Below are 22,840 nucleotides of genomic sequence, written 5' to 3'. Positions count from 1 at the left end.
CGTCAGCCGAGTGTTTTCTGCCGGTTCAGCGTGATCCCATTGCCGCGTTTCTGAAAGCCGAACGATGAAAAGAGAGCCGCGAGGATGAGAAGCGGCACCAGAATCGGCCAGAAGAAACAAAGGACGATACCGGTCACCCGATAAAAATCCCAATCCCTGTCGCGGCGGGCGCCTTCGATATAGGTCATGGCGAGAGAAGTAACGGTGCCGATGCCATATACAAAAAGAGAAATGGACGTAACCACCATTGATGTCCTCAAATATCTCTGATTCGAATAAATTTGTAATATTGTCCCAGTGTAGCGCCGTTACACGACGTTGCAACGAATTTCGGCAACAAGGCGCGTCCGTTCAATAAGTTAGAGAAATCTTATATGGCGCGGCACGGCGGAAAACGGCCGGCCGCGGCCTTACCGGCTGTCGCCGGAGGCGCAGAAACGGTGTCTGAGCAGCGAATATATCGCGATCGGATTGGTCAGCAGATAACGTTTGCCCAGACGCCGCGGCTCAAGCATGGCCCGGTAGAGCCACTCCAGCCCCATGTCCTGCATCCATTGCGGCGCGCGGCTGTTCTTGCCGGCGAGGAAATCGAAAAGTCCGCCACAGGTCTTGACCACGGCCACACCGGAGAGCCTGTCCAGATTGCGCGAGACGAAACGCTGCTCCAGGGGTATGCCGAAGCCGATCCAGAGAATGTCCGTTCCGGATGCGGCGATATCGGCGAGGATCGCGTCCTCCTCACCCTGGCTGAAATAACCGTTGCGCCGCCCCGAAAACACCAGGCGCGGATAAAGCTTCTGCATTTCCTCCACCGCCGCCCGGTTGACCTCTTCGGACCCGCCGAGGAAATAAAACCGGCTGCCGGTTTCTTCCGCCCGCCTGGCCACCGCATGAACGAGGTCGGTTGTCGCCACCCGCTCCCGCAAGGGCGTCGGGCAGAATTTGCGGGAGAAGATCACCAGCGACATGCCGTCTGCATGGATCTGATCCGCCTGCCGCAGCATGGCGTCGAACTCCCTGTCATGGTGGCAGAGCGCGATGACCTGGCCATTGGCCGATGTCGAATAAAACGGCCTTGTACCGGCCGTGCGCCCGCTCGTCGCCCGCAGGATGAAATCCTCGGCCGTTTCCTCGATTGTCGCATCGGTGATGGGCAACGCCGCAAGCGGTACAACCGGCCAGGCCCGACCCGACGCTTCCGGCATATTGCTCCCTGTCATACTCTGTCCGGCGTCCAAGATAGGCATCGTTTCATTGTTATATTCACGCATATGCTTAAGGTATAAGGCTTCAGACACTACGAAGAACTATCATTAATATTTTTATAAATCCGCAGCGTGAAGCGTGCGATTTGCACGCCTGAAGGTTGAACTGCGCGCCTTCTTCTCTCCCGCTATTCCGGTTTCCCGGCCGATGGGTTAAGGGACGACGACTTCAAACCACGAAAAAGGGTCCGGCCATGGAAACCATCTCGATCGACAACCGCGGCGATTTCGGCCTCTGGGCGATAGAACGGGCGAAGGAAATCGTCGCCAACGAAGCCTCCGATCTTGCCATTTCGGTCCGCGATGGCGACGAGGCCGGCATTCGCGATGCGGGCAACGCGCTGGGCGCGGCGATCGCCGCCGCCCTGCTCGAAGTATATGACGGCCTGATCTCGGAAGAATAGGCCGCCTTTACTCAGGCGGAACGCGCCGCGGCCTCCGCGTGATCGTCCCGGCGCAGATAACCCCAGAGCCCGAGCGCGACCGCGATGCCGAGGCCGAGGAACAGGCCGCCCATGCCGCCGGCGATCAGGAAGACCAGCTTGCCCGGCGGCCAGCTTCTGGAATTGGGCGCGACCGGCTGTGAAATCACCCGCACATTGGTGGAATCGATCGATTGCTGCTCGGCGAGCTGGCGCGAGCGGGTGAGGTAGGTCTCGTAGATCGCCGCAGCCGAGCGGGCATCGCGCTCGAGATCCCTCAGCCGCACCTGCGCCTCGTTGTCGGTGAAGACATTGGCGCGCTCCGCCACAGCCTTCAGCCTCAGGGCGTCGAGCGAGGAACGGGCCTCGGCGACATTGATCTTGGCCGCCTGCAGAATGCGTTGCGCCTCCTCCGCCATGCCGCGTTCCAGCATGGTGCGTTCCGCGCCCGCCGTGGCCAGACGCGGATGACGCGCGCCATAGGTCAGCGTCATCGCCCCGATCTGCTGCTGCAGGGTACTGTATTGCGCACGAATGGTGTTCATGGTCTGGCTGTCGAAGATGGCCGCGCTCTGGGTGCGGTTCTGCGCAATCGCCGCCTCCATCTGCTTCAGACGCGATTCCTCCTGAATGACGCGCTGCTGCGCGGCCAGAACCTGCGCATTCAGCTCGCCGGAAGCGAGATTGCTGACCAGCTGGCCGTTATTTTCCTGCAGGCCGTTCTCGCGGCGGAAATCGGCGACGCGTTTTTCGGCGGCCGTCACGTTCTGGCGCATCTCCTCCAGCCGCGTCTTGAGATCGTCGACGACGCGCTGACTGCTGTCGGAGGTGGTCTGGAACAGTTCGCTTTCAAACGCCTTCACGATCGCCTTGGAGACCGTCACGGATTTTTCCGCATCGTTGGTCCAGACCGAAAGCGTGACCACGAAGGAACGCGGGTCGCGCTCCGCCGCCACCCGGTCACCGAGGGAACGCAGCGCACCGACGCGATTGTCGCCATCCTCGGGCCTGGACGAGAACATCGCCTTGAACCGGGCAAGCGGCGGCGGGGTTATGAATTCCCGGTCCTGATCGAGCTTCAGCTCGTCCACCACCCGCGCCAGCACGTTGCGCGAGGTGATGGTTCGCAGCTTGCTTTCCACTTCGAGGATCTGCGTGTCGCGCTGCTGGTTGGGTGAGAACACCCCGTCATTGACGACGTTCAGATTGGAGGGATTGACGACGATATCCGTATAGGCCGTGTAACGCGGCGGCGTCATATAGGCATAGGCAAGGGCGGCGGCGATGCAGAGAAGAGTGGCCAGCACAATCCAGACGACGCCCCTGCGAAGCCAGAGGATGACGTCGTCCACGCCGATCCTGTCGATATGGTTCAGACCGGGCAGCGCCGTCGCCAGGCTGCTTTGCGACGAGGGCGCCCTGGCGGCCGTCTCGACCCGGGCCGGCTCGGCGGCGGCTGCCGCAGGCTTCGGCTCGAGATGGTCCTTCAGCACCGTGCGTTCGAAAACAGCGTCCTCATCCACCAGATCATCCAGCAGGGAGCCATGGGGTCTGGCGGCGGGCACTGTTTTTTCATCGAGCGGACGTGCCTGCTTATGTCCCGCCTTTTGAAGCCTGTACATCAGCCAATCCAACTCGAACGAACCACAAAAAGGCCGGCGACACGGAATACCCATCGTCGCCAGAGCCGCCATAGACGGAGAAGTTTAAATATGACGGGTGAATTTTAGGTTACCCGCGTCATTTGCGCCATCATCGCCTATTCGCGGTCGCGTTGAAAGAGGGCATGAAAGCGTCGATTGACTTGAATGGATCGATACGGTTCTTTCAACCGTTATATTTTTACATTATCCATTTGCCCCTCAAAGATTTATGGAAACGGAGTTTGGAATGAGCCTGAAATTCGGAACGAGCGGCCTTCGCGGCCTCTCCGTCGATCTGAAAGGAAAAGCCTCCGCCGTCTATGCCACGGCATTTGCAAGGCACCTTCTCACATCGGGTCAGGCGAAGGCGGGCGATCCCATTCTCGTCGGCCGCGATTTTCGCGATTCGAGCCCGGATGTTTCCGCCACCTGCATCGCCGCGCTGAAAAAGGCGGGCCTTGTCCCGCTCGACTGCGGCGCCGTGCCGACGCCGGCGCTCGCGCTTTACGGCCTGTCGCTGAAGGCGGGCGCGCTGATGATCACCGGCTCGCATATTCCGGCCGACCGCAACGGCATCAAGTTCTACCGCCCGGACGGCGAAATCGACAAGCAGGACGAAACGGCAATCGCAGCCCTTGCCTCAGCAATCGAGGCGGAAGGCATCACCGCCGAGACGGCGACGGCGGAAGACCATTCCGCCAAGACCGCCGCGCTTTTTTACGACCGCAATGTCGCTCTCCTGCCGGCAAAGGCGCTGTCCGGCCTCAGGATCGGCGTTTACCAGCACAGCACGGTGGCGCGCGATCTCTTCGTTGACGTTCTGGCCCATTATGGCGCCCATGTCGTGCCGCTCGGCCGCTCGGACAGCTTCATCCCGGTCGATACCGAGGCGGTCTCGCCGGAGACCCTCGCTCTTCTCAAGAAATGGTCGCCGGAACATCGCCTCGACGCCATCGTTTCCGCCGATGGCGACGGCGACCGTCCGCTGCTTGCCGATGAAAAAGGCGTGCCGCTGCGCGGCGACCTGATCGGGCTGATCACCGCCAATTTTCTCGATGCCGGCGTGGTCGTCACCCCGGTCACCTCCAATTCCGGCATTGAGGCGAATGGTTCTTTTGAAGTCGTCCGGACGCGGGTGGGCTCGCCTTTCGTGATTGCGGGAATGGCCGAAGCGCTCGCCGCCGGCAGGAACGGCGTCATGGGTTTCGAGGCCAATGGCGGCCTGCTGACGGCTTCCGCCTTTACTCTCAACGGCAGGCCGCTCTCGCCGCTGCCGACGCGTGACAGCTTCCTGCCGGTTCTTGCCGTGCTGCTCCTGTCGGCAAACCAGAAGAAACCGCTGTCGGAAATTGCCGCCGCCTACAATCTGCCGGTCGCTGCCGCCGACCGCCTGGAAAACTTCGCTCAGGAAAAGAGCGCCGCCCTGATGGCGCATCTGCGTGCATCGCGCGGCAATCTCGAGGCCTTCCTCGCCCCGGTTGGCACGGTCAAAACGCTGAGCGACATTGACGGCCTGCGCGTGGCGCTGACCGACGGCAGCACCATCCATTTCCGCCCTTCCGGCAACGCGCCGGAAATGCGCTGTTATGTCGAGGCCGCCAGCCAGGACGACGCCGAGACGCTTCTGAACAAGGGGCTGAAACTCATCCGCAACTTCGGTTGAGGACGGATGCCGTCGGCGCGAGGGCGTAAGCTCTTGCGCATGAAAAGAGCGGACGCAATCCGGAAGCTCAAGATGCGCGCCCATGCCATGAAACGCATGGGCGCGACGTCGCTTTATCGTTTGCATCAACCGACCGTGACGACGCACTGGCTGCAAGCAATCTGGCCGTCTTCATCGACTGCGATCCGGATCGGCGTTTGGGCGGTGGCGAGCGAACATGTCGCGTCGCCCAAAAGCGCCGTTCCGCTTATCCAACGATCCGTGCCGGTCTGAAAACCGAAGATCTATCGGCCCCCTCTCCCACCCCTGTCCCACCATTGTCCCAAATGTCGCATCCCGCCTTTCCCTGTTGCGCTCGGCGCTGCGGAAAGCGATAAGGACCGCAAGGCCCAAGGAGGCGGACGATGAGCGGCGAGACCATTAGCCTTTATGAAGCGATCGGCGGCGATGCGACCGTCAGGGCGCTCACCCGGCGCTTTTATGACCTGATGGACACCCTGCCGGAGGCGGCGCGGTGCCGCGCCATCCATCCCGCCGATCTTTCCGGCAGCGAAGCGAAATTTTACGATTATCTGACGGGATATCTTGGCGGACCGCCCGTTTATGTCGAAAAACACGGCCATCCGATGTTGCGGCGACGCCATTTCGTCGCCCCCATCGGCCCCGCCGAACGGGACGAGTGGCTCCTGTGCTTCCGCCGCGCCATGGACGAGACCATCGAGAACCCGAAGCTGCGCGAGATCATCTGGGCGCCGGTGGAGCGGCTGGCCTTTCACATGCAGAACCAGGAGGCGGACAGCCAATGACCAATTCAAGCACGACCAACGCAAGTTTGACCGGCGCGACATTGCCCCGCGCAAGGCTGCGGGCCTTCATTCTGCTGCTGGGTGGTCTCCTCGGGGCTGCCGGCGTCATGCTGGCCGCCGCCGCCACCCATACGGGCGAGACCTATATGCTGGGCAATGCCTCGGCCATGGCGCTCGCGCATGCGCCGGTGCTGGTGGCGCTCAACATCGGCGCAGACCGCATCAGAACCGCCATACCGGCCGGTCTGATCCTCGGGCTTGGCACGGCGATCTTTGTCGGGGATCTCGTGCTGCGGCATTTTTCCGGCCACAGCCTGTTTCCCTTCGCCGCACCCGCGGGCGGCCTCGGCATGATTGCCGGCTGGCTCGTGCTCTGCGCCGGGGCGTTTCTGAAACCGAAGGGCTGACGGCAGCGCCAAACTCAAGAAGAGACTTGCGCAGCCATCCGACATTCACCGCATTTCTTTGGGTCTGTGCGTCCATATCCGGCCCGGTGCCGCAATGACGGCGATATGCGCCCGGGTCAAAACCGCATCCTAACGCCGCATCCAGCGAAACGGCAGAATGTTGCGGCCTCGCTCGGCCGCATCGCCAATGTCGAAGGGCGGCGCTTCGCCAGGCTGGCGGGTGCGCAGATGCGGAAAGATCACCAGATTGCCGCCATCTGACGCCGCGCGGTTGCGCCGCTCCCGTTCGCCGACAATCTCATACATATCCGTCAGGGCCGGATCGGCGCCCTGTTCGGCCATCTTGTGCAGCTCCACGCGGCAGGCTTCCGCCGCCGCGGGCTCTTCATGGACATTATTGCGCTCGTCGCTCATCGCTGGAGGTCCGTTCATTCATCGTCTGCAGCGCCCGCTCCAGACTGGATTTGCTGCCGTTGCGCAGCGGAATGAACGTCTTGCCGAATTTCTTGCAACCCGACTTCACCCGCAGACACGCATCGTGGCTGATACAGTCGATCGGGCAGAAAACGCAGTCGACGGAGGGAAGCACGGTATCGATGCGCGACACCGCCTCACGCAGGCCGCCATCGTGATGGATCAGCTCCGCGCCGAAATTGCTGGCGATCTGGCGAAGATGCGCAACCTGACAGTCACGGCCGCCGACATAAAGAAAGCTTTTCGGACCGGAAAGCTGCTGTTCGGTCACATCCCGCTCAGTCTGGGACGCGCCCTTGGCATGCTTGCCGCCACGTTCGGCCTTCTTCTTTTCCTTGCGTGCCATTCCCTCACCCGCCGGTTGATTTTTTCAATGCCCCGATAAGCGGGATGGCGGCACCATAATAAAGATGAGTTTTAGAGTAAAGTATAAAGGTGATCATTTTTCTCATGTTTTCACATGCGAACCCGATCACATATTCGCGAGAAGTGTCCCGCTCAGCCGCTGATGCGCAATCCGCCCATGAAAAGCTGCTCCAGATGCCGGGCCGCATCCTCGAAACGGCCGTCGCCGCCATTCTTCTCGCCCAGCACCGCCCGCACCTGCACATCGAAATCCGCATAATGCTGCGTGGTCGACCAGATCGAGAAGATGAGGTGATAGGGGTCGCATCTGGCGATCCGCCCGGCCTTGATCCAGGCCCGGATGACCTCCGCCTTTTCATCCACCAGTTGCTTCAGCGGCCCTCTCAGCTCGTCTTCTATATGCGGTGCGCCCTGCAGGATTTCATTGGCGAACAGCCGGCTCTCCCGTGGAAAGTCACGCGACATTTCCAGCTTGCGGCGAATATAGGAGCGGATTTCGCTTTCGGGATTGCCTTCCGCATCAAAGGCGCGCAGCGGGTCGAGCCATGTATCGAGCACGCGTTCGATCAGCGCGCGATGCATCGCCTCCTTGGTGCGGAAATAATAAAGCACGTTCGGTTTCGACATGCCGGCCGCCTCGGCAATCTGGTCGATGGTGGAACCACGAAAGCCGTTGGTGGAAAACACATTGAGCGCAGCCTCGAGAATCAGCTCCTGCTTCTCTTCCTGGATACGGGTCCGCTTCTGTGTTTTTGCTGCTCGCGGTATGGCCATTCTCTGCTCTCTGTTGCTTTTCGATGCAATTGCCGCCACGATGTGATTAAAAAATAATCCGCGCGTACAGTTTAGGCAAAATCACTGCGATTCGTCACGAAATCTCTTGCTGACGTCAGCGCGAATTTGCAATGTTTACCAGCCGGTCAATTTATCCATCATCGCCATCACAAGGCAATGGCTGTTATCTTAACCGGCAGAAAAGGGAACGGCACAGGCTTTGCTTCGATAAAACAAAATAGGTGAGGACGACATTTCATGGCGGCGGGTAAGAACTTGACGGTCAATGGCGACCGTCTGTGGGACAGTCTGATGGACATGGCGCAGATCGGCCCCGGCATTGCCGGCGGCAATAATCGCCGCACGCTGACGGATGAGGATGGAGAAGGCCGAAGCCTGTTCCAGCGCTGGTGCGAGGCGGCCGGCCTCGTCATGGGCGTCGACCGCATGGGCACGATGTTCGCCACCCGACCCGGCGAGGATCCGGACGCACTTCCCGTCTATATCGGCAGCCACCTCGACACCCAGCCGACAGGCGGCAAGTTCGACGGTGTGCTCGGCGTCCTGGCCGGGCTGGAAGTGGTGCGCAGCCTGAACGACCTCAACATCAGGACCAGGCACCCGATCACCGTGACCAACTGGTCCAACGAGGAAGGCGCCCGTTTCGCGCCCGCCATGCTGGCGTCGGGCGTCTTCGCCGGCATTCACGATCTCGATTACGCCTATAGCCGCACCGACACCGACGGCAAGACCTATGGCGAAGAGCTGAAGCGTATCGGCTGGCTGGGCGAGGAAGAGGTGGGCGCGCGCAGGATGCACGCCTATTTCGAATATCACATCGAGCAGGGACCTATTCTGGAAGCGGAAGGCAAAAAGATCGGCGTCGTCACCCATTGCCAGGGCCTGTGGTGGCTGGAAGTGACGCTGACCGGCAAGGAAGCCCATACCGGCTCCACCCCGATGGCGATGCGCGTCAATGCCGGCCTCGCCGCCGCCCGCATTCTGGAAAAGGTGCAGGAAGTGGCCATGGCCCACCAGCCGGGCGCCGTTGCCGGCGTTGGCCAGATGATCTTTTCGCCCAACTCCCGCAACGTGCTGCCCGGCAAAGTGGTCTTCACCATCGACCTCCGGACCCCCTCGCAGGCGAAACTCGACAGCATGCGCGCCGTCTTCGAACGCGAGGTGCCGGCGATCGCCGAGGAACTCGGCGTCGGCTGCTCCATCGAAGCCATCGGCCATTTCGATCCCGTCACCTTCGATCCCGTGCTGGTCGGACGCGTGCGCTCCGCCGCCGAGAGACTGGGCTACAGCCACATGGACATCATCTCCGGCGCCGGCCACGATGCCTGCTGGACGGCAAGGGTCGCGCCCTCCACCATGATCTTCTGCCCCTGCGTGGACGGGCTTTCCCACAATGAAGCGGAAGAGATTTCGCCGGAATGGGCCGCTGCCGGCTGCAACGTGCTGCTGCATGCGGTGCTTGAGACTGCGGAGATCGTGGAATGACCGCCACCATCATCAAGAACGGCACCATCGTCACCGCCGACCTCACCTACAAGGCCGATGTGAAGATCGAAGACGGAACGATCACCGAGATCGGACCCGACCTGACGGGCGGCACGGTGCTCGATGCGACCGGATGTTACGTCATGCCCGGCGGCATCGATCCGCATGTGCATCTGGAAATGCCCTTCATGGGCACCTATTCCGCCGACGATTTCGAGAGCGGTACGCGGGCGGCCCTTGCCGGCGGCACCACCATGGTGGTGGATTTCTGCCTGCCGGAGCCCGGCCAGTCGCTTCTTGACGCCCTGCAACGCTGGGACAACAAGGCGACCCGCGCCACTTGCGATTATTCCTTCCACATGGCCGTCACCTGGTGGGGCGAGCAGGTCTTCGATGAGATGAAGACGGTGGTTCAGCAGAAAGGCATCAACTCCTTCAAGCATTTCATGGCCTATAAGGGCGCGCTGATGGTGAATGACGACGAGATGTTCGCCTCCTTCTCGCGCTGCGCCGAACTGGGCGCCATCCCCTTCGTGCATGCGGAAAACGGCGATATCGTCGCGCAGATGCAGGAAAAGCTGATGGCGGAAGGCAATGTCGGGCCGGAGGCGCATGCCTATTCCCGCCCGCCTTCGGTGGAAGGCGAGGCCACCAACCGCGCCATCATCATCGCCGATATGGCCGGCGCGCCGCTTTATGTCGTCCACACCTCCTGCGAGCAGGCGCATGAAGCGATCCGCCGCGCCCGCCAGAACGGCATGCGGGTCTATGGCGAGCCACTGATCCAGCACCTGATCCTCGACGAAGGCGAATATGCCAATGCCGACTGGGATCACGCCGCCCGCCGGGTCATGTCGCCGCCCTTCCGCAACCGCCAGCATCAGGACAGTCTCTGGGCGGGGCTGGCCTCCGGCTCGCTGCAATGTGTGGCGACCGACCATTGCGCCTTCACCACCGAGCAGAAACGCTTCGGCATCGGTGATTTCCGCAAGATACCGAACGGCACCGGCGGGCTGGAGGATCGCATGCCGCTGCTGTGGACCCATGGCGTGGCGACGGGGCGGCTGACGATGAACGAATTTGTCGCCGTCACCTCTACCAACATCGCCAAGATCCTCAACATCTATCCGAAAAAGGGTGCGATCCTCGTCGGCAGCGATGCCGATATCGTCGTCTGGGACCCCGCGCTGACAAAGACCATCAGCGCTGCGAGCCAGGAATCGGCCATCGATTACAACGTCTTCGAAGGCCAGAAGGTGAAGGGCCTGCCGCGCTTCACCCTTTCGCGCGGCCTCGTCAGCGTCGAGGAGGCCACCATCGAAACCCAGCCCGGCCACGGCCGGTTCGTGGCCCGCGACCCTTACCCGGCCGTCAGCCGCGCACTTTCCACCTGGAAGGAACTCGTGTCGCCGCGCAAGGTGGAGCGCAGCGGCATCCCGGCATCGGGTGTGTGACCATGAGCTCTGAGCCGAAACGGGAAATCCTCATCGCCGCCGCCATCCTCCTCAACGAGCGACGGCAGATGCTTGTGGTGCGCAAGCGCGGCACGACGCAATTCATGCAGCCGGGCGGCAAGATCGATCCAGGCGAGACGCCGGAACAGGCGCTTCGCCGCGAACTGGCCGAGGAAATCGGCCTGACGCTGCCGGAAAATGCCGTTCGTTATGAGGGCATCTTTCGCGAGCAAGCCGCCAATGAACCGGGAGCCGATGTCGTCGCCCATGCCTTCACCGCCAGGCTTCACACCGAGGTCGCACCGCAGGCGGAAATCGAGGAAGTGCGCTGGCTCGACCTCGACCGCCACCCCGGCGTGATGATCGCCAGACTGACCGAAACCCAGATGCTGCCGCTGGCGCGCGCGGCGCTCACGGAAAGCGACAATCAGCCAAGATGAACCAGGCCTCTTCCTATTCCGTCGTTTCCGCCCGGAAGCTGGGCCTCACCTTCGAAACGGGGGACGGCCCGGTGCATGCGCTGTCCAATGTCGATCTGGAGGTCGGCAAGGGTGATTTCGTCTCCTTCATCGGCCCGTCGGGCTGCGGCAAGACCACGTTTCTCCGGGTCATCGCCGATCTCGAAAAACACACTTCCGGTGAGATAAAGGTCAACGGCACGACGCCGGAAAACGCCCGCAAGGACCGCTCCTATGGTTATGTCTTTCAGGCGGCCGCCCTTTATCCGTGGCGCAGCATCGAAAAGAATATCGCCCTGCCGCTCGAAATCATGGGCTATGGCAAGGCCGAACAGCGCGAACGCATCGAGCGCACGCTCGACCTCGTCAACCTCAACGGTTTCGGCAAGAAATATCCCTGGCAGCTTTCCGGCGGCATGCAGCAGCGCGCCTCCATCGCCCGCGCACTCGCCTTCGATGCCGACCTGCTGTTGATGGACGAGCCCTTCGGCGCTCTGGACGAGATCGTTCGCGATCATCTGAACGAACAGCTGCTGAAACTGTGGGATACGACTGGCAAGACCATCTGTTTCGTCACCCATTCCATTCCCGAGGCTGTCTATCTCTCGACCAAGATCGTCGTGATGTCGCCGCGGCCGGGAAGAGTGACGGATGTGATCACATCCACGCTGCCGCGGGAAAGGCCGCTGGAGATTCGCGAGACGCCGGAATTTCTGGCGATTGCGCACCGCGTGCGTGAGGGGTTGAAGGCGGGGCATAGCTATGAGGGGTGAGGTCAGCGCCAGGAATACCTCCCTCTGCCCTGCCGGGCATCTCCCCCTCAAAGGGGGAGATCGGCAAGAGGCCCTCGCACCGCTTCATTCTCAAGCGTCGAGATGGGCGAGACCTATCCGCGAGTCGATCTCCCCCCTTGAGGGGGAGATGTCCGGCAGGACAGAGGGGGGTGAGCGTCACTCTCGGAGCAAGAGTACCCCCCACCCTCGGAGGAGACCGCAATGACCCTCCTGCGCCACCGCGTCCTCCCCATCCTCCCCATCCTCACCGTCCTCCTCGCCATCCTCATCCTCTGGCACATCGCCGTCGTCTATCTCAACATGCCCTTCGCCCGCGACCAGGCCACCCGCGCCGGCCAGACGCCGGGTTTCCTCGAACTCCTGCCGCAAACCTTCGCCCAGGAACGGCCCGTCCTCCCCGCCCCGCACCAGATTGCCGCCGAACTCTGGGACACCACCGTCAACAAGGCCATCACCTCCAAGCGCAGCCTGATCTACCACGCCGGCATCACGCTTTCGGCCACACTGCTCGGCTTCGCCATCGGCGCGGTTCTCGGCATCCTGCTCGCCGTCGCCATCATCCATAACCGCGCCATGGACCGCTCCGTCATGCCGTGGATCATCGCCAGCCAGACGATCCCCATTCTGGCCGTCGCGCCAATGATCATCGTTGTCCTGAACTCCATCGGCATTTCCGGGCTGCTGCCGAAAGCGCTGATCTCCACCTACCTCTCTTTCTTCCCCATCGTCGTCGGCATGGTGAAGGGCCTGAGAAGCCCCGAGACCCTCCAGCTCGACCTGATGCACACCTACCACGCCTCACCCGGCCAGATTTTCTGGAAGCTGCGCTGGCCATCGGCGCTGCCCTATCTCTTCACCTCGCTGAAGATCGCCATTGCCATCGCGCTTGTCGGCGCCATCGTCGGCGAATTGCCGACAGGCGCTGTCGCCGGGCTTGGCGCGCGCCTGCTCTCCGGCTCCTATTACGGCCAGACGGTACAGATATGGGCGGCGCTGTTCATGGCCGCCGGTGTCGCCGCACTGCTGGTCTCCATCATCGGCATCGCCCACGCCGCCGTGCTGAAAAGAATGGGAGCACGGCCATGACGAACCCCCTCTGGTTTATCGGCGCGATCCTGTTCTGGCTTGCCGCCTGGGCCTTCAACGAATGGCTGGTGCGCCGCCGCTTCGTTTCCGCTTCGGCACAGCGCATCAGCCGCATCGCCGTGCCCCTCCTCTTCGGCCTTGCCATTGTGGTGCTCTGGGAAGGCGTCGTGCGCGGCTTTTCCGTGCCGCCCATCCTCTTGCCGGCTCCGAGCGCCATCCTCGCGCGGCTTTTAGGCTCGCTGCCGATCCTCTGGGCGGATTTCCGCCAGACCTTCCTCAAATCGGTGCTGACCGGTTATGTGCTCGGCTGCGGCCTCGGTTTCATCGTCGCCATCCTCATCGACCGTTCGCCCTTCCTGCAGCGCGGGCTCTTGCCCATCAGCAACTTCGTCTCCGCCCTTCCGGTGGTCGGCATCGCCCCCATCATGGTCATGTGGTTCGGTTTCGACTGGCAGTCCAAAGTTGCCGTCGTCGTCATCATGACCTTTTTCCCCATGCTGGTGAACACGGTGCAGGGGCTTGCCGCTTCCAGCCACATGGAACGCGACCTGATGCGCACCTATGCCGCCGGCTGGTGGCAGACATTGGTGAAGCTGCGCCTGCCCGCCGCCTGGCCCTTCATCTTCAACGCGCTGAAGATCAATTCCACGCTCGCCCTGATCGGCGCCATCGTGGCGGAGTTTTTCGGCACGCCCATCGTCGGCATGGGTTTCCGCATCTCGGCGGAAATGGGCCGCAGCAATGTCGACATGGTCTGGGCCGAGATCGCGGTGGCCGCGCTCGCCGGCTCCGGCTTTTACGGTCTGGTGGCGCTCGCGGAGCGGGCCGTCACCTTCTGGCATCCGTCCGTCCGTGGGGGACGAACGTAAATAACGAAAAAGGGAACAGCGATGAAAATGAAACTTGCATCCATGCTTCTTGCCGGCGCGTCAATCCTGACCGCCGTGAGCGCCGAGGCCGCCGACAAGATCACCCTGCAGCTGAAATGGGTGACCCAGGCTCAGTTCGCCGGTTATTACGTCGCCAAGGACAAGGGCTTTTACGAAGCCGAAGGCCTCGACGTCGATATCAAGCCCGGCGGCCCGGATATCGCCCCCGCGCAGGTTCTGGCCGGCGGCGGCGCAGATGTCATCGTCGACTGGATGCCGTCTGCCCTTGCCACGCGCGAAAAGGGCGTGCCGCTCGTCAATATCGCCCAGCCGTTCAAGTCGTCAGGCATGATGCTGACCTGCCTCAAGGAAACTGGCATCACCAAGCCCGACGATTTCAAGGGCAAGACGCTCGGCGTCTGGTTCTTCGGCAATGAATATCCGTTCCTGTCCTGGATGGCGCATCTCAAAATCCCGACCACCGGCGGTGCCGACGGCGTCACGGTTCTGAAACAGGGCTTCAATGTCGATCCGCTGCTGCAGAAACAGGCCGCCTGCATTTCCACCATGACCTACAATGAATATTGGCAGGTCATCGATGCCGGCATCAAGCCGGAGGAACTCGTCACCTTCAAATATGAGGACGAGGGCGTGGCGACGCTGGAAGACGGGCTTTATGTTCTGGAAGACAAGCTCAAGGACGCCAAGTTCAAGGAGGACATGGTCAAATTCGTCCGCGCTTCCATGAAGGGCTGGAAATTTGCGGAAGAAAACCCGGACGAGGCCGCCGGTATCGTCCTCGAAAACGACGCCTCTGGCGCCCAGACCGAAAAACACCAGAAGCGCATGATGGGTGAAGTGGCCAAACTCACCGCCGGCTCGAAGGGCGCACTCGACAAGGCCGATTACGAACGCACGGTGAAAACCCTGCTCGGCGGCGGCTCCGATCCTGTGATCACCAAGGAACCATCCGGCGCCTACACGACCGAAATCACCGATGCGGCGCTGAAGTAGTCTGGGGCGGGAAGATAAGATCGCGCGGCGATGACCGCGCGATCTTGGTGAACGGCAACCTCTCCTCCGCCATCCTCGGGCTTGACCCGAGGATCTACCGACGTTTTGATTGTGGTGATGTGCCTGGATCCTCGGGTCAAGCCCGAGGATGACGGCGTATTGGGCGTTCTCAGAATTCCAGACCGCCTTGCGCAATGGTAACCCATCTGACGAATTACAATATCCGCACCTATACAAAAATGTATATCAACCATTGTGGCTATGCGGATTGATTTGTACGACAACAACAATTAAAGTCCCGCCCACAAGACTGCCAAATTTGATCTTGTAAAAAAAGCACGAGGGCAAAGTGCTTGAGATTCGCGTTGAGGGGCGTTTGAATCGGGAGGATCGAAAAGGAAGTATTGTGACCCCTTGTTTCACATTCGTCATCGCATGACCTTCTAGGAAACGCCCCAAGGCTGCAGAACATGCGATCGAATATTGCGCGAGCCACGACACATGCAGCATAAAGTCACGTTTAACCGCTTTGTTTTCCTTCTTCTTTCCGCAACGGCCCTGCCCTTTTCCGCAGCCGCCGAGGGAGAGGCGCAGGCACCGGTCAAACAGCAGAACCTGCCCTCTATCATCGTCGCGCATGCCGCAAAACGCGATCTCGTTGACCGCATCATCGCCACCGGCACGATCCGCCCGGTGGACGAGATTTACGTCCAGCCGCTGGTCGACGGCCTGTCGATCGACACGCTGAATGCCGATATCGGCGACAGGGTGGAGGCCAATGCGGTTCTCGCCGTGCTGTCTTCCGACAGTCTTCTTCTGCAGAAAAGCCAGCTTGAGGCCAACAAGGCCAAGGCGGAGGCCGCCGTGGCGCAGGCCAAGGCGCAGGTTCTGGAGGCCGAGGCGAGCGCAAGCGACGCGAACCGCCAGCGCGACCGCGCCGCAAGGCTCGGCCAGAGCGGTTCCGGCTCCATCTCGCAGGTGGAACAGACCCAGGCGCAGGCCGAAGTGGCGGCCGCCAAGCTCAACGCCGCCCGCCAGGCCGTTTCCGCCGGCGAGGCCGACATCAAGGTCGTTGACGCGCAGATCGACGACATCGATCTCAAACTGACGCGCACCGGCGTTAAGACCCCCGTGGCCGGCATCGTCTCCGCCAAGAACGCCAAGGTCGGCGCAATCGCCAGCGGCTCCGGCAACCCGCTTTTCACCGTTATCAAGGACGGCGCCATCGAACTCGTCGCCGATCTGTCCGAAACCGACATCCAGAAGGTCAAGGCCGGCCAGAAAGCCTATTTGACGGTTGCCGGCGGAGCTGAGAAAATAGAGGGCAAGGTGCGCCTCGTCTCGCCCACCGTCGATCCCACGACGCGCCTCGGTTCGGTGCATGTGGTGCTGCCGGCAAACAGCCCGGCGCGGTCCGGCATGTATGCCAGCGCGGCGATCATCGTCGAGGAGACGAATGCGCTCGCCTTGCCGCTGTCGGCCGTCACCTCCGGACGCGAAGGCTCGACCACCCGCAAGGTGGAGGGCGACATCGTCAAGCAGGTGAAGATAGAGACCGGCATAGAAGACGGTGGTTTCATCGAGATCGTCAGCGGCCTTGCCGCTGGAGACAAGGTTGTCGAGAAAGCTGGAGCATTCGTGCGTGATGGTGACCGGATAAGACCGGTGGAAGCCCAGACGGCTGCGTCCAACTGACTGAGGGAATGAAATGAACTTCTCCGCATGGTCAATCCGTAACCCGATTGCGCCGCTGCTTGGCTTCGCGCTTTTGATGATCCTCGGCATGCAGGCCTTCAAGACCCTGCCGATCACCCGTTTTCCCAATATCGACGTTCCCGTCGTCGCCGTCACCGTGACCCAGAGCGGCGCTTCGCCCTCCGAGCTGGAAATGCAGGTGACGAAGGAGATCGAGGACGCCGTCGCCGCCATCAGCGGCGTCGACGAGATCCAGTCCACCGTGGTCGACGGCCAGTCGACAACCACGGTCATCTTCCGCATCGAAAAACCGACGGAAGAAGCGGTTCAGGACACCAAGGACGCCATCGACAAGATCCGCAGCGACCTGCCCGCCGATATCGAGGTGCCGGTCGTCAGCAAGATCGACGTCGAGGGCCAGGCAATCCAGACCTTTGCCGTGTCTTCGCCGAACATGACGCTGGAAGAGCTGTCCTGGTTCGTGGATGACACCATCAAGCGTTCGCTGCAGGGCCAGTCCGGCATCGGCAAGGTCGACCGTTACGGCGGCGCCGACCGCGAGGTGCGTGTGTCGCTGAGCCCCGAAAAGCTCGACGCCTATGGCATCACCGCCAGCGAGGTGAACAGCCAGCTGCGCGGCACCAATATCGACCTCGGCTCCGGCCGCGGCCAGGTGGGCGGCAATGAGCAGACGATCCGCACGCTCGGCGACACACGCGACGTCAGCCAGCTCGCCAATACCACGATTGCGCTTTCCAACGGCCGTTTCGTCAAGCTCTCTGAGCTCGGCACGGTCACCGACACCTATCAGGAACAGAAGTCCTTCTCGCGCTTCAACGGCAACCCCGCCGTCACCTTCGCGGTGTTCCGATCCAAGGGCGCAAGCGAGGTCTCGGTTGCCGAAACCGTGGCGCAGAGCCTCGATCAGGTGCGCAGGGACCATCCGGACGTCTCGATCCAGATGGTCGATGACGCCGTCTATTTCACCTATGGCAACTACAAGGCGGCGCTGGACACGCTGATCGAAGGCGCGATCCTTGCCGTCATCGTCGTCCTGCTCTTCCTCAGGAACTGGCGCGCGACGCTGATTGCCGCCGTGGCCCTGCCGCTTTCCGCGATCCCGACCTTCTGGATCATGGATATCATGGGCTTCTCGCTCAACCTTGTCAGCTTCCTGGCGCTGACGCTCGCCACGGGTATTCTCGTGGACGACGCCATCGTCGAAATCGAGAACATCGCCCGCCACATCAAGATGGGCAAGACGCCCTACCGGGCCTCGCTGGAAGCGGCGGATGAAATCGGCCTCGCCGTCATCGCCACCAGCTTCACCATCATCGCCGTCTTCGTGCCCGTCTCGTTCATGCCCGGCATTCCCGGCCAGTACTTCATCCAGTTCGGCCTGACAGTTGCCTTCTCGGTGTTCTTCTCGCTGGCGGTGGCGCGCCTCATCACGCCGCTGATGGCGGCCTATCTGATGCGTGCCGAAGACGCGATGGACGACCATCACGACAATGACGGCCGGCTGATGAAGGCCTATACGCGCATGGTTTCCGCCACCACCCGCAAGTGGTGGGCGCGTTACCTCACCCTCATCGGCGCAATCGGTTTCCTCATCGCCTCCGTCATTCTTCTTGCCGGCGTTCCCGGCAGCTTCCTGCCGCCGGATGATGCCTCGCGCGTCACGCTTTCGGTGGAACTACCGCCCAATGCGACGCTGGATGAAACGGACCGGACGACGACCGAAATCTATCACGCCATTCGTGACATCAACGGCGTGGAAAGCGTCTTCATCCTCGGCGGCGCCTCGCCCAAGGGCGATCTGGAGCTTCGCCGCGCCACGGTCAACGTCATCCTCCAGCATATCGACCACTCGCTGCTGAAAACCGTCGTCAACAAGGGTCTCGGCTCCATTCCGCTGATCGGCCAATATCTGCCGAAGGTGGAGGAGAAAGGCCGCATACGTCCGCAATGGGATGTGGAGCGGGATATTTTCGCCAAGGTGCGCGGCATTCCGGATGTCCGCATCATCAAGCTGAACGACCGCGCGGAACGCGAGCTCTCCTTCAACTTCCTCTCGTCGAACGAGAAGGATCTGAACGACGCCGTCGGCGTGCTCGAAAGCCGCCTGCGCGCCTCGCCCATCCTTGCCAATGTCAGCTCGGAGGGCGCTCTGCCGCGTCCCGAACTGCAGATCCGCCCGCGCAAGGATGAAATCGCCCGCCTCGGCATCACCCCGCAGCAGATTTCGCAGACCGTGCGTGTCGCCACCATCGGCGATATCGACGCGCAGCTGACGAAAATCTCGCTGGATGACCGGCAGATCCCGATCCGCGTACAGGCATCGCTCGACACCCGCCGGGACCTTGCCACCATCCGCGCGCTGAAGATCAAGACCGCCTCCGGGTCGCTGGTGCCGCTCTACAGCGTCGCCGATATCGACTATTCGGAAGGTCCAAGCTCGATCAAGCGCAACGACCGCAACCGCGTCGTTTCCATCGGCTCCGACGTGCCCTTCGGCACGGCGCTCGATACCTCGACGGCCGAATTCAAGCGCATCGTGTCGGAAACCGAGCTGCCGGCAAGCGTCCGCCTTGCCGAAAGCGGCGACGCCAAGGTGCAGGGCGAAATGCAGCAGGGCTTCGTCAACGCCATGCTGCTCGGCCTGATGCTGGTGCTGGTGGTGCTCATCCTGCTGTTCAAGGATGTCATCCAGCCCTTCACCATCCTGTTCTCGCTGCCGCTCGCCATCGGCGGCGTGGCGGTCGCGCTCATCATCACGCAGAACGCGCTCTCCATGCCGGTTCTCATCGGCATCCTGATGCTGATGGGCATCGTGACGAAAAACGCCATCCTGCTGGTGGATTTCGCCATCGAAATGCGCCGCCACGGCATGGAACGGGTACATGCCATGGTGGAGGCCGGCCGCAAGCGCGCCCGCCCGATCATCATGACCTCCATCGCCATGTCGGCGGGCATGTTGCCCTCGGCACTCGGCGTCGGCGAAGGCGGCTCCTTCCGCGCGCCGATGGCGATTGCGGTGATCGGCGGCATCATCGTCTCGACGGTGCTGTCGCTCATCGTGGTGCCGGCCTTCTTCCTGATCATGGACGACCTGTCGCGCCTGCTCGCCCACCTCTTCGGCCGCTTCGTCGGCAAGAAGGAAGAGGAGGAAGAAGCCCTCTCCAACGAGAAACTCTCGGAGATCGCCCGCGAAAACAGCCTGGCGCTCTCCTCGCTGGAGGCGCGGGTCGCCAGCATGGAAAAGGGAAGCAGCGACAAGACGGGCGAAAAGGGCAGCAACATATTGCGGCTGCCGCCGCTCGCCGCGGAGTGAAAGTCCTGGCGCCGGGCCTCGTGCCCGGCGTTTCTCTTTGTGGCGAAGCCTCTCTCCTGCGTCACCCTCGGGCTTGACCCGAGGATCAAGGCTGCCGGTTTCCGGTAGATGGATGGATGTTCGGGTCAAGCCCGAGGATAACATAGAGATCCGACGATTCCGTCGAGCCCGAGTGAATACGCCACACGGATGTTTGGGCAACACCTCCACCCGGCCGCATCCCTCCGCCGTAAAACGGCTAATGCCTCTTTGATCGAAATCAATTCGCTTTCCAGACGACCTGCTAATCTCCCTCCCATCGGGAATTGCCGGTCGAAGGATAATGCGATGAGTTCTTTGCAGATAGGCGCGAGGGAGCACGAACAGCCCAGGTTCCGTATCGCTTCGGACAGCCCGGCAAAAGGTTTGAGCGGGAGCCGGATGGACGTGAACAAGACCGTGAAGCTGAGCAACAGGGACAGGAACATTCTGCTGCGCGCACCCTTGATCGGGATAGCGGATGACGCCGCGGCGCTGAAGCTGATGGAGGCGGCGACCATCACCAATGTCAACGCCCGTCACATGCTTTTTAAGGAAGGCGAAGCCGCGCAGCATTTTTACTGCGTCCTGTCCGGCTATGTTCGGCTTTACCGGCTGGACCGGCATGGGCGGGAGGCGGATGTGCGCGTCAGCGGTCCGGGCGATACCTTCAACGAATGCCTGATTTTCGGCAGCGACACCTATCGTTACAGCGCGCAGGCGGCGGAAAACTGCACCGTGGCGCGTTTCGAACTGACGAGAATCCGCGGTCTGATCGATCAGGAACCGGCAATCGCCAAGGCCGTCATGCGCTGCCTGTCCAACAGCCTGCTGGCCACCATGGACTGCATCGCCAATGACCGGCTGCAGACGGCGCCACAGCGTGTCGCCCATTACCTCATCAACCAGGGTCCGCGTGACGCGACATCCTTTTCGCTGCGGCTGCCGTTCCAGAAAAGCCTGCTTGCCGGCAAGCTCGGCCTTGCGCCGGAAGCCCTGTCGCGCGCCTTCTCGGCATTGAAAAAGTCAGGCGTCACCGTGCGTGGCCGTATCGTGCAGGTCAACGACGTCGCCGCGTTGAAGCAGATCTGAAAACACCGGGAGAGGAAGAAGGGCGGGATGCCGGCCGGCAACCCGCCCTTGACGATTCCCGAAAGCCAAAATCAGCCCGGCTGCGGCACGAAGCGGAACCCCTCACCCTGCCGCTCGATGTGGAAAAACCCGCCGAGATGACCACCGGACACCAGCCAGCCATGGTCAGCGGCCGCCGCCAGCGCTTCGAGACGGGTCGCATGGGCAAGTTCGGAATCGATATCGTAAACGAAGGCGATGCCCGGATCGTCCGCCTGCAATCCGCTGACATGCAGCACATCGCCCCATAAAAGCAGCCGGTTATCGCCGCTGCCGATGAGATAGGCCATATGCCCCGGCGTGTGTCCCGGCATGGCGATCGCCTCGATCTCGTCGGCAATCGTGCCCATGGGTATCGGCCGCAACATCGCGCCGCAAATATCGAGCAGCCGGGCGGCAAGATCGAAACCGCCCTGCCGGGCGGGCGGCATGGCCTTGCGGGCATCCGCGCTGGTAAAAAAGGCCAGATCGGCCTCGGGCACCCATATTTCCGCATTGGGAAAATAAGGCCGGTCGCCATCGATGAGGCCAAGCGCGTGGTCGCCGTGAATATGGGTGAGGATGACACGCCTCACATCGTCCGGCGAAAGACCGGCAGCGATCATCGCTGCGCGGGAATGGCCATAGGCGGCGCCCCAGGCCGTGCCGCAACCGGCATCGACCAGCCAGAGACCGTCAGGCCCGGAGATCGCGAAACAATTGACATCCACATCCACCGTCTCGCCTTGAAGCCCGGCTAGAACCGCGGCCAGCGCAGCCTCGCCCCGCCGATGGATGAGATGGCCGACCGGCGCCTTGTAGACGCCGTCGACAAAACGGGACACGGCATAGGGGCCGAAGCGCAAAACCGCAGTCATGGCTCAGAGACCGCCCTGCTCTTTCAGGAAACCGACGATACGCTCCACACCGTCGCCACGCTTCATGTCGGTGAAAACGAAGGGCATGGCATTGCGCATGCGGGTCGCATCATTGTCCATCACCGTCAGGTCGGCCCCGACATAAGGTGCGAGGTCCTTCTTGTTGATGACCAGCAGGTCGGATCGGGTGATGCCCGGCCCGCCCTTGCGCGGAATTTCCTCGCCCTGGCAGACGGAAATCACATAGATGGTGATATCGGCAAGATCGGGCGAAAAGGTTGCGGCCAGATTGTCGCCGCCGGATTCGATGAAAACCACGTCGAGATCGGGAAACCGCGCATTGAGCCCGGCAATCGCCTGCAAATTGATCGTCGCATCTTCCCGGATCGCGGTATGCGGACACCCGCCCGTCTCCACGCCGACGATACGTTCGGACGGCAGCGCCTGCATGCGCACCAGCGCCTCGGCATCCTCTTTCGTATAGATATCGTTGGTAACGACGGCGACGGAATAATCGGCGCTCATCGCCTTGCAGAGCTTTTCCGTCAGCGCCGTCTTGCCCGAACCCACCGGTCCGCCGATGCCGACGCGCAGCGGGCCATTGCCCGATTTCATGCCCGATTTCACGACTGTGTTTCCTTCATCATGCTTTGGTCCTGTCTCACCATATCTCCTCCGATTTTCGCTTCAAGATATGCAAGGATCATGCCGCTTGTTTCTTCTCCCCGACGGGGTGAAGGTGGCCTAAAGGGTCGGATGAAGGGGCGACCCCGGAGATAAACCGAGGGCTCGCCCACTCATCCC

Annotated in this window: 22 protein-coding genes and 1 pseudogene; 15 read left to right on the top strand and 8 right to left on the bottom strand. The window is 61.8% G+C overall.

What is annotated here, in order from left to right; genetic code table 11:
- Positions 1-2 precede the first annotated feature (2 nt).
- On the bottom strand, positions 3-248 hold the full coding sequence (locus tag ACI2KA_RS17450) for a hypothetical protein (protein ID WP_404503719.1): 246 nt from the start codon (positions 246-248) through the stop codon (positions 3-5).
- Between the two features lie 162 nt (positions 249-410).
- Positions 411-1,220 (bottom strand): polysaccharide biosynthesis UDP-hexose transferase UppL, encoded by an 810-nt coding sequence (gene uppL, locus ACI2KA_RS17445; protein WP_404503718.1) that lies wholly within the window; start codon positions 1,218-1,220, stop codon positions 411-413.
- A 239-nt stretch (positions 1,221-1,459) separates the two neighbouring features.
- Between uppL and ACI2KA_RS17440 the strand changes: the two genes are divergently transcribed.
- Complete coding sequence (locus ACI2KA_RS17440) at positions 1,460-1,669, top strand: hypothetical protein (protein ID WP_003509414.1); 210 nt, start codon at positions 1,460-1,462, stop codon at positions 1,667-1,669.
- Between the two features lie 11 nt (positions 1,670-1,680).
- Here ACI2KA_RS17440 and uppM read toward each other — a convergent pair whose 3' ends face one another.
- Entirely contained in the window at positions 1,681-3,309 is a 1,629-nt protein-coding gene (gene uppM, locus ACI2KA_RS17435; RefSeq protein ID WP_404503717.1) for a polysaccharide biosynthesis protein UppM, read from the bottom strand.
- A gap of 268 nt (positions 3,310-3,577) precedes the next feature.
- Here uppM and uppO point away from each other — a divergent pair, with 268 nt between their 5' ends.
- From uppO to ACI2KA_RS17415, 4 genes are all read left to right on the top strand, one after another.
- Entirely contained in the window at positions 3,578-4,993 is a 1,416-nt protein-coding gene (gene uppO / locus ACI2KA_RS17430; RefSeq protein ID WP_404503716.1) for a polysaccharide biosynthesis phosphomannomutase UppO, read from the top strand.
- 72 nt (positions 4,994-5,065) lie between these two features.
- A complete protein-coding gene (locus tag ACI2KA_RS17425) occupies positions 5,066-5,266 on the top strand; it encodes a hypothetical protein (protein WP_404503715.1) in 201 nt (66 codons plus the stop codon).
- 131 nt (positions 5,267-5,397) lie between these two features.
- Positions 5,398-5,799, top strand: coding sequence for a group II truncated hemoglobin (locus tag ACI2KA_RS17420; RefSeq protein ID WP_404503714.1), 402 nt, complete (start codon positions 5,398-5,400; stop codon positions 5,797-5,799).
- On the top strand, positions 5,796-6,206 hold the full coding sequence (locus ACI2KA_RS17415) for a DUF423 domain-containing protein (protein WP_404503713.1): 411 nt from the start codon (positions 5,796-5,798) through the stop codon (positions 6,204-6,206). The genes ACI2KA_RS17420 and ACI2KA_RS17415 overlap by 4 nt, the downstream gene beginning before the upstream one ends.
- Before the next feature lie 129 nt (positions 6,207-6,335).
- On the opposite strand, the gene ACI2KA_RS17410 is transcribed toward ACI2KA_RS17415, so the two are convergent.
- The 3 genes and pseudogenes from ACI2KA_RS17410 to ACI2KA_RS17400 form a co-directional block, all read right to left on the bottom strand.
- The gene (locus ACI2KA_RS17410; protein ID WP_404503712.1) at positions 6,336-6,620 is read right to left on the bottom strand and encodes a hypothetical protein; all 285 of its coding nucleotides are present in this window, start codon (positions 6,618-6,620) and stop codon (positions 6,336-6,338) included.
- Positions 6,601-6,924 (bottom strand): annotated as a pseudogene (locus ACI2KA_RS17405) (DUF2325 domain-containing protein); the annotation flags it as partial. The pseudogene ACI2KA_RS17405 and the gene ACI2KA_RS17410, both read right to left, overlap by 20 nt.
- Before the next feature lie 254 nt (positions 6,925-7,178).
- Positions 7,179-7,820 (bottom strand): TetR family transcriptional regulator C-terminal domain-containing protein, encoded by a 642-nt coding sequence (locus ACI2KA_RS17400; protein WP_404503711.1) that lies wholly within the window; start codon positions 7,818-7,820, stop codon positions 7,179-7,181.
- 258 nt (positions 7,821-8,078) lie between these two features.
- Between ACI2KA_RS17400 and ACI2KA_RS17395 the strand changes: the two genes are divergently transcribed.
- The 10 genes from ACI2KA_RS17395 to ACI2KA_RS17350 all read left to right on the top strand — a co-directional run bounded on the left by ACI2KA_RS17395 (position 8,079) and on the right by ACI2KA_RS17350 (position 21,140).
- On the top strand, positions 8,079-9,326 hold the full coding sequence (locus ACI2KA_RS17395; protein ID WP_404503710.1) for a Zn-dependent hydrolase: 1,248 nt from the start codon (positions 8,079-8,081) through the stop codon (positions 9,324-9,326).
- On the top strand, positions 9,323-10,780 hold the full coding sequence (gene hydA / locus ACI2KA_RS17390; RefSeq protein WP_404503709.1) for a dihydropyrimidinase: 1,458 nt from the start codon (positions 9,323-9,325) through the stop codon (positions 10,778-10,780). The genes ACI2KA_RS17395 and hydA overlap by 4 nt, the downstream gene beginning before the upstream one ends.
- Positions 10,777-11,220: an NUDIX domain-containing protein gene (locus tag ACI2KA_RS17385; RefSeq protein WP_404503708.1), complete on the top strand. Its 444-nt coding sequence runs from the start codon at positions 10,777-10,779 to the stop codon at positions 11,218-11,220. The genes hydA and ACI2KA_RS17385 overlap by 4 nt, the downstream gene beginning before the upstream one ends.
- The gene (locus tag ACI2KA_RS17380; RefSeq protein ID WP_404503707.1) at positions 11,217-12,011 is read left to right on the top strand and encodes an ABC transporter ATP-binding protein; all 795 of its coding nucleotides are present in this window, start codon (positions 11,217-11,219) and stop codon (positions 12,009-12,011) included. The genes ACI2KA_RS17385 and ACI2KA_RS17380 overlap by 4 nt, the downstream gene beginning before the upstream one ends.
- Before the next feature lie 222 nt (positions 12,012-12,233).
- A complete protein-coding gene (locus ACI2KA_RS17375; RefSeq protein WP_404503706.1) occupies positions 12,234-13,118 on the top strand; it encodes an ABC transporter permease in 885 nt (294 codons plus the stop codon).
- A complete protein-coding gene (locus ACI2KA_RS17370; RefSeq protein WP_404503705.1) occupies positions 13,115-13,987 on the top strand; it encodes an ABC transporter permease in 873 nt (290 codons plus the stop codon). The genes ACI2KA_RS17375 and ACI2KA_RS17370 overlap by 4 nt, the downstream gene beginning before the upstream one ends.
- A gap of 21 nt (positions 13,988-14,008) precedes the next feature.
- Positions 14,009-15,001 carry an ABC transporter substrate-binding protein gene (locus ACI2KA_RS17365; protein WP_404503704.1) on the top strand — a complete coding sequence of 331 codons (993 nt, stop codon included), beginning with the start codon at positions 14,009-14,011 and terminating at the stop codon, positions 14,999-15,001.
- Positions 15,002-15,502: 501 nt separating this feature from the next.
- On the top strand, positions 15,503-16,696 hold the full coding sequence (locus ACI2KA_RS17360; protein ID WP_404503703.1) for an efflux RND transporter periplasmic adaptor subunit: 1,194 nt from the start codon (positions 15,503-15,505) through the stop codon (positions 16,694-16,696).
- Between the two features lie 13 nt (positions 16,697-16,709).
- On the top strand, positions 16,710-20,030 hold the full coding sequence (locus ACI2KA_RS17355) for an efflux RND transporter permease subunit (protein WP_404503702.1): 3,321 nt from the start codon (positions 16,710-16,712) through the stop codon (positions 20,028-20,030).
- A gap of 420 nt (positions 20,031-20,450) precedes the next feature.
- Positions 20,451-21,140, top strand: coding sequence for a Crp/Fnr family transcriptional regulator (locus ACI2KA_RS17350; RefSeq protein WP_404503701.1), 690 nt, complete (start codon positions 20,451-20,453; stop codon positions 21,138-21,140).
- A gap of 71 nt (positions 21,141-21,211) precedes the next feature.
- Here the strand turns inward: ACI2KA_RS17350 and ACI2KA_RS17345 are convergent, their stop codons facing one another.
- Positions 21,212-22,036, bottom strand: a complete 825-nt coding sequence (locus tag ACI2KA_RS17345) for an MBL fold metallo-hydrolase (protein WP_404503700.1) — start codon at positions 22,034-22,036, stop codon at positions 21,212-21,214.
- Positions 22,037-22,039: 3 nt separating this feature from the next.
- Positions 22,040-22,651 carry an urease accessory protein UreG gene (gene ureG / locus ACI2KA_RS17340; protein ID WP_065114033.1) on the bottom strand — a complete coding sequence of 204 codons (612 nt, stop codon included), beginning with the start codon at positions 22,649-22,651 and terminating at the stop codon, positions 22,040-22,042.
- Positions 22,652-22,840 lie beyond the last annotated feature (189 nt).

The sequence above is a fragment of the Agrobacterium sp. NPDC089420 genome, from assembly GCF_044900305.1.
GTDB lineage: Bacteria > Pseudomonadota > Alphaproteobacteria > Rhizobiales > Rhizobiaceae > Agrobacterium.
Note: the sequence above shows the minus strand (reverse complement) of the source record. Positions and strands in the feature narration are given on the sequence as shown.

What these genes read in the sequence shown, in the direction of transcription:
- uppO (WP_404503716.1), top strand. Translation starts at nt 3,578, where the DNA reads ATGAGCCTGAAATTCGGAACGAGCGGCCTTCGCGGCCTCTCCGTCGAT.
- ACI2KA_RS17345 (WP_404503700.1), bottom strand. Translation starts at nt 22,036, where the DNA reads ATGACTGCGGTTTTGCGCTTCGGCCCCTATGCCGTGTCCCGTTTTGTC.
- ACI2KA_RS17365 (WP_404503704.1), top strand. Translation starts at nt 14,009, where the DNA reads ATGAAAATGAAACTTGCATCCATGCTTCTTGCCGGCGCGTCAATCCTG.
- ACI2KA_RS17380 (WP_404503707.1), top strand. Translation starts at nt 11,217, where the DNA reads ATGAACCAGGCCTCTTCCTATTCCGTCGTTTCCGCCCGGAAGCTGGGC.
- ACI2KA_RS17410 (WP_404503712.1), bottom strand. Translation starts at nt 6,620, where the DNA reads ATGAGCGACGAGCGCAATAATGTCCATGAAGAGCCCGCGGCGGCGGAA.
- hydA (WP_404503709.1), top strand. Translation starts at nt 9,323, where the DNA reads ATGACCGCCACCATCATCAAGAACGGCACCATCGTCACCGCCGACCTC.
- ACI2KA_RS17400 (WP_404503711.1), bottom strand. Translation starts at nt 7,820, where the DNA reads ATGGCCATACCGCGAGCAGCAAAAACACAGAAGCGGACCCGTATCCAG.
- uppL (WP_404503718.1), bottom strand. Translation starts at nt 1,220, where the DNA reads ATGACAGGGAGCAATATGCCGGAAGCGTCGGGTCGGGCCTGGCCGGTT.
- ACI2KA_RS17420 (WP_404503714.1), top strand. Translation starts at nt 5,398, where the DNA reads ATGAGCGGCGAGACCATTAGCCTTTATGAAGCGATCGGCGGCGATGCG.
- ACI2KA_RS17450 (WP_404503719.1), bottom strand. Translation starts at nt 248, where the DNA reads ATGGTGGTTACGTCCATTTCTCTTTTTGTATATGGCATCGGCACCGTT.
- ACI2KA_RS17375 (WP_404503706.1), top strand. Translation starts at nt 12,234, where the DNA reads ATGACCCTCCTGCGCCACCGCGTCCTCCCCATCCTCCCCATCCTCACC.
- ACI2KA_RS17370 (WP_404503705.1), top strand. Translation starts at nt 13,115, where the DNA reads ATGACGAACCCCCTCTGGTTTATCGGCGCGATCCTGTTCTGGCTTGCC.
- ACI2KA_RS17360 (WP_404503703.1), top strand. Translation starts at nt 15,503, where the DNA reads ATGCAGCATAAAGTCACGTTTAACCGCTTTGTTTTCCTTCTTCTTTCC.
- uppM (WP_404503717.1), bottom strand. Translation starts at nt 3,309, where the DNA reads ATGTACAGGCTTCAAAAGGCGGGACATAAGCAGGCACGTCCGCTCGAT.
- ACI2KA_RS17415 (WP_404503713.1), top strand. Translation starts at nt 5,796, where the DNA reads ATGACCAATTCAAGCACGACCAACGCAAGTTTGACCGGCGCGACATTG.
- ACI2KA_RS17350 (WP_404503701.1), top strand. Translation starts at nt 20,451, where the DNA reads ATGGACGTGAACAAGACCGTGAAGCTGAGCAACAGGGACAGGAACATT.
- ACI2KA_RS17425 (WP_404503715.1), top strand. Translation starts at nt 5,066, where the DNA reads ATGCGCGCCCATGCCATGAAACGCATGGGCGCGACGTCGCTTTATCGT.
- ureG (WP_065114033.1), bottom strand. Translation starts at nt 22,651, where the DNA reads ATGAAATCGGGCAATGGCCCGCTGCGCGTCGGCATCGGCGGACCGGTG.
- ACI2KA_RS17395 (WP_404503710.1), top strand. Translation starts at nt 8,079, where the DNA reads ATGGCGGCGGGTAAGAACTTGACGGTCAATGGCGACCGTCTGTGGGAC.
- ACI2KA_RS17355 (WP_404503702.1), top strand. Translation starts at nt 16,710, where the DNA reads ATGAACTTCTCCGCATGGTCAATCCGTAACCCGATTGCGCCGCTGCTT.
- ACI2KA_RS17440 (WP_003509414.1), top strand. Translation starts at nt 1,460, where the DNA reads ATGGAAACCATCTCGATCGACAACCGCGGCGATTTCGGCCTCTGGGCG.